The following is a 5,538-nucleotide window of genomic DNA, read 5'->3' as shown; positions in this document are numbered from 1 at the left end:
CGCTTCAGTTCGCTTCACGGCATCCTCTAAGCCGAGTTGTTGATAGGCTTCAAGCTGAATCTGCAATGATTTGCGAGCGGCTTCGGTATCAGGATAAGTGCGTTGCAACTCTTGGGTACGGTTGATGGCGGCAATCCATGCCTCGCGGCGAAGGTAGAAATCCGCGGTCGCTAAATCGTAGTTGGCGAGCCGATTTTTGAGCGCGTACATGCGTTTTTGAGAGTCTGCTGCGTATGGGCTATTTGGGTAACGCTCAAGAAGACGCTTAAAGTCTGCGAATGCTTTTTTCACCGGCTCAGGATCTCGGTCACTACGATCGATATTGAGCAGATCATGCATAAAGTTGCGATCTTGCGCCATGTGAGAGAGTCCGCGCATGTAGAGGACCCAGTCCAATTTCTCATGGGTTGGGTTCAAACGCGTAAAGCGCTCTATGGTCGCCAAACCGAGCGCCAAGTCATCGTTTTTGTAGTAAGCGTAAATAAGGTCTAGCTGAACCTGCTCTGAGTAAGCGCCGAATGGGTAACGTGAATCTAGAGCTTCAAGTTGCTCAATAGCGGTGAGCCAGTTGCCGCTTTGCAAAGAAAGTTGCGCTTCAGAATACAGTTCTGATGGTGGCACATCAGGAACGATCTCCTCGCTGCTCGAGCAGCCAACCAATATGGATAATGCCAATAAGCCAGATAATGTATGCTGTTTCATGTCAGGATTCGATTCCTTGAATTAAATATTTAGTACGCCGCCGTTACTTTCTAAGCGGTAACGGATACAATGGCGCTTATTTTTTCATAGTAGAGACTATTAGTCTCACAGTTTTTAAAAAAGTTCGATATGGCTCAGCAGATTGAATTAACCAATACAGTAAAAGATAGCCAGCTAGGTCAACGCCTCGATCAGGCGATTGCCGAATTGTTTGCCGATTTTTCGCGCTCACGTCTAAAAGAGTGGTTGCTCGAAGGCAAAGTGAGTGTGGACGGCCAAGTGGTCACCAAACCGCGCACCAAAGTGATGGGCGGTGAAGAGATCACCTTACAAGCGGAACTCGAAGACGAAGAACGTTGGGAAGCGCAAGATATTCCTCTGGATATCGTTTATGAAGATGACGACATTATCGTGATCAACAAACCGCGTGACTTTGTGGTTCACCCAGGTGCTGGTACGCCAGATGGCACTGTGCTCAACGCGTTACTGCATCACTACCCAGCGATTGCGGAAGTGCCTCGTGCCGGGATCGTTCACCGCTTGGACAAAGACACCACGGGCCTTATGGTGGTGGCGAAAACGGTCCCAGCGCAAACGCGCCTGGTTCGTGCTCTACAAAAGCGCAACATTACTCGTGAGTATGAAGCGATCGCGATTGGTCGTATGACCGCGGGCGGTAAGGTTGAGCAGCCGATTGGTCGACACTCAACCAAACGCACACTGATGGCCGTGAGCCCAACGGGTAAACCTGCGGTGACGCATTACCGCGTGGCCGAGCATTTCCGCGAACACACGCGCATTCGCTTACGTTTGGAGACCGGACGTACACACCAAATTCGTGTTCATATGTCGTACTTGCAGCACCCGCTATTGGGTGACACCGCTTATGGTGGCCGCGCTCGCATTCCTTCTGGCGCAACCCAAGAGCTGACGGAGAAAATCCGCGGTTTTGATCGTCAAGCTTTGCATGCGGTCATGTTGCGTTTTGCACATCCAATCACTGGCGAGGAGCTTGAGTTTCATGCGCCTGTGCCTGATGACATGGTTGAGATGACCCTAGCGCTGCGACTGGATGCTCAAACCCACGGTCTGGAAGAAGAAATTTAAATGTCTATGATCATCCCCAACTGGCCAGCGCCATCGAACGTAAAAGCGTTTGCCTCAACTCGAGAGGGGGGCGTTTCTATGTCTCCTTATCAAGGGTTGAATGTGGGGATGCATGTCGGAGACGATCCTGAATTGGTGGCGCAAAACCGCCAATGGTTGATGGCGCATTCAGGCATGCCCTCGGCGCCGGTTTGGCTCAACCAGACCCACTCTACCCATGTTGTGACGCTCGACTCGGCGACCGATACGGTTTTGGATGCCGATGGGGCGTTGACTCGGCAAACCGGCATCGTATGCAGCGCGATGACCGCCGATTGTTTGCCGGTGCTGCTGACCAATCGTGAGGGTACAGAGGTTGCCGCGGTGCATGCAGGGTGGCGAGGCTTACTTGACGGGATTGTTGAGAATGCGGTGCGCATGATGAGTGGCCAATTGTTGGCCTGGATTGGTCCTGCGATCAGCGTTGAGGCGTTTGAAGTGGGTCAAGAGGTCCGTGATCAATTTGTCGCTCATGATTCACAAGCCCAAACGGCGTTTTTGCCTGGCCGCCAATCTGGCAAGTACATGGCGGATATGAATCGCCTTGTTGAACAGCGCCTTCAATCGGTCGGCGTGACGGCCATCTATCAAAGCGGGCTGTGTACCTATCGTGATGCTGACCGTTTTTACTCCTACCGACGCGATGGCGTGACAGGTCGACAAGCCAGTTTTATTTGGCTTGAATCATAATCCCACCTGTTTATTAGGGAAACTCCTCCCTGCTACCTTGAAATTGCCCTTGTGCGTATCCATCTTTCTTTATGATGAATTTCGTTCACCTCATTTGAGTTAGGAAGGTAGGTATGCGTCTTGACAGATTTACGAGCAAATTCCAAATCGCGATATCTGACGCCCAATCGTTGGCGCTCGGCCGCGACCATCAATACATAGAACCCGTTCACCTAATGGTAGCGCTGATGGATCAGGACGGTAGCCCGATTCGTCCTTTGCTCACCATGCTCAACGTGGACGTGATGCATCTACGCTCAAAATTGAGTGAAATTCTTGACCGCTTGCCCAAAGTCAGTGGCATTGGCGGTGATGTGCAATTGTCGAGCACAATGGGAACGCTGTTTAACCTGTGTGACAAAGTGGCGCAAAAGCGCAAAGATGCGTACATCTCATCAGAAATTTTCTTGCTGGCGGCGATCGAAGACCGCGGCCCACTTGGCAGTTTGCTTAAAGAGCAAGGCCTTACTCAAGATAACATCGCTGCAGCGATAGATAAGATTCGCGGTGGACAAACCGTCAACGACCCCAATGCCGAAGAGTTGCGCCAAGCGTTAGAGAAATTCACGATTGATCTCACCGAGCGTGCCGAGCAAGGCAAGCTTGACCCTGTGATAGGCCGTGATGATGAGATACGTCGCACCATTCAAGTCTTGCAGCGCCGCACAAAAAACAACCCGGTGATCATTGGTGAACCTGGTGTGGGTAAAACCGCCATCGTCGAAGGGTTGGCACAACGTATCATCAATAACGAAGTGCCAGAGGGATTGCGCGGGCGCCGAGTACTCTCCTTGGATATGGGCGCACTGGTTGCAGGGGCCAAATACCGTGGTGAGTTCGAAGAGCGTTTGAAATCCGTCCTCAATGAATTGTCTAAAGAAGAGGGGAACATTATCCTCTTTATTGATGAGATTCATACCATGGTGGGTGCGGGTAAAGGCGAAGGTTCAATGGATGCCGGTAACATGCTTAAACCCGCGTTGGCTCGAGGCGAGTTGCATTGTGTCGGGGCAACCACCTTAGATGAGTACCGCCAATACATCGAAAAAGATCCTGCGCTCGAACGACGCTTTCAAAAAGTGCTGGTGGATGAGCCGTCAGTGGAAGATACCGTGGCTATCTTACGCGGTCTAAAAGAGCGCTATGAGTTGCATCACCATGTGGAAATTACTGACCCTGCTATTGTGGCGGCGGCGAGTCTCTCGCATCGATACGTATCGGATCGCCAATTGCCTGACAAAGCGATCGACTTAATTGATGAAGCCGCATCCAGTATTCGCATGCAGATTGACTCCAAACCCGAGTCGCTCGATAAGTTGGAGCGTAAAATCATTCAACTTAAAATTGAGCAACAAGCGCTGACCAACGAACACGATGAAGCCAGTGAGAAGCGATTGCAGATCCTCAATGAAGAGTTGAGTGAAAAAGAGCGAGAGTTTGCTGAGCTGGAAGAGGTGTGGAACGCAGAAAAAGCGGCCTTATCGGGTACACAACACATTAAAGGGGAACTCGAGCAAGCGAGAATGGATATGGAATTTGCCCGCCGTGCGGGTGATTTAAACCGCATGTCTGAGTTGCAATATGGCCGAATCCCAGAGTTAGAGAAGCAGCTTGATTTGGCAACCCAAGCCGAAATGCAGGAGATGACACTGCTACGCAATAAGGTCACCGACAATGAAATTGCCGAAGTGTTGTCAAAACAGACGGGCATTCCTGTGTCGAAGATGCTTGAAGCAGAGAAAGAAAAACTGCTGCGAATGGAAGACGTCTTGCACAAGCGTGTGATTGGCCAGACTGAAGCTGTTGAAGTGGTCTCGAATGCGATTCGCCGCAGTCGCGCGGGCTTATCCGATCCGAACAAACCGATTGGTTCGTTTCTATTCTTGGGGCCAACCGGTGTCGGTAAAACCGAGCTGTGCAAAACCCTAGCGAACTTTATGTTCGACAGTGAAGACGCCATGGTTCGTATCGATATGTCCGAGTTCATGGAGAAACACTCTGTGGCTCGTCTTGTTGGTGCGCCTCCGGGTTATGTGGGCTATGAAGAAGGCGGCTACCTAACAGAAGCGGTGCGTCGTAAACCTTATTCGGTCATCTTATTGGATGAAGTGGAGAAGGCTCACCCTGATGTGTTTAACATCCTGCTTCAAGTATTAGATGATGGACGATTAACGGATGGACAAGGTCGTACGGTTGATTTTCGTAATACCGTTGTCATCATGACATCTAACCTTGGCTCTGCTCGCATCCAAGAAAGCTTTGGTCAGGTCGATTATGAGGGCATGAAGCAGCAAGTGATGGAGGTGGTCAGCAAACATTTCCGCCCAGAGTTTTTAAACCGTGTGGACGAAAGTGTGGTGTTCCACCCATTAGGAGCAGACCATATCAAGTCGATTGCTTCAATTCAGTTAGCGAGACTGTCTGCTCGCATGGAAGAAAAAGGCTTTGTGCTTGAGGTGTCTGACAAAGCGCTCGATCTCATTGCTCAAGTTGGGTTTGATCCTGTCTACGGTGCAAGACCACTGAAACGGGCGATACAACAGAGCGTTGAAAACCCGCTAGCGAAATCTATCCTCGCGGGTGAGGTGATACCAGATAAACCCGTGAAGCTGGTGGTGAGTCACGATCAAATTATTGCTCACCAGTAATTTTCCTCTAACAGAAGGGCCGAAACGGCCCTTTTTGCTGCTATTTAAATCGCATCGGTCAAAGCTTGAGCGAACGACGCAAATATTACGACTTTTTTCTAAATGCCTCTTGCCTCGATGCGATTCCTGCCTATAATGCGCCTCCGTTGGCACGGAAAAGCACACGATGCAACCGAGCCAATAGGTCGAAGAAATGCAATGAAAATTAGTTTCTGAAATTAAGCGAAAAGTGTTTGACACTAAAAGTTAAATCGCTAAAATGACCGTCCGTTTCGAGTGAGCCTAACGGCAAGTGAGAAACACCTAGCTCTTT

Annotated in this window: 4 protein-coding genes; 3 read left to right on the top strand and 1 reads right to left on the bottom strand. The window is 50.2% G+C overall.

Annotated elements, in window-relative coordinates:
- The coding region (locus tag AC6R0R_RS00990; RefSeq protein WP_500625356.1) for an outer membrane protein assembly factor BamD at window positions 1-702 on the bottom strand (702 nt) is incomplete at its 3' end.
- 129 nt (window positions 703-831) lie between these two features.
- Here AC6R0R_RS00990 and rluD point away from each other — a divergent pair.
- From rluD to clpB, 3 genes are all read left to right on the top strand, one after another.
- Window positions 832-1,809, top strand: coding sequence for a 23S rRNA pseudouridine(1911/1915/1917) synthase RluD (gene rluD, locus AC6R0R_RS00985; protein ID WP_500625355.1), 978 nt, complete (start codon window positions 832-834; stop codon window positions 1,807-1,809).
- 6 nt (window positions 1,810-1,815) lie between these two features.
- Window positions 1,816-2,538, top strand: a complete 723-nt coding sequence (pgeF, locus tag AC6R0R_RS00980) for a peptidoglycan editing factor PgeF (protein ID WP_500625357.1) — start codon at window positions 1,816-1,818, stop codon at window positions 2,536-2,538.
- A gap of 113 nt (window positions 2,539-2,651) precedes the next feature.
- Window positions 2,652-5,225 (top strand): ATP-dependent chaperone ClpB, encoded by a 2,574-nt coding sequence (gene clpB, locus AC6R0R_RS00975; RefSeq protein ID WP_500625354.1) that lies wholly within the window; start codon window positions 2,652-2,654, stop codon window positions 5,223-5,225.
- Window positions 5,226-5,538: the final 313 nt, after the last annotated feature.

It is taken from the genome of Vibrio sp. R12-SW3-ISO1, assembly GCF_059834005.1.
Note: the sequence above shows the minus strand (reverse complement) of the source record. Positions and strands in the feature narration are given on the sequence as shown.

What these genes read in the sequence shown, in the direction of transcription:
- clpB (WP_500625354.1), top strand. Translation starts at nt 2,652, where the DNA reads ATGCGTCTTGACAGATTTACGAGCAAATTCCAAATCGCGATATCTGAC.
- rluD (WP_500625355.1), top strand. Translation starts at nt 832, where the DNA reads ATGGCTCAGCAGATTGAATTAACCAATACAGTAAAAGATAGCCAGCTA.
- pgeF (WP_500625357.1), top strand. Translation starts at nt 1,816, where the DNA reads ATGATCATCCCCAACTGGCCAGCGCCATCGAACGTAAAAGCGTTTGCC.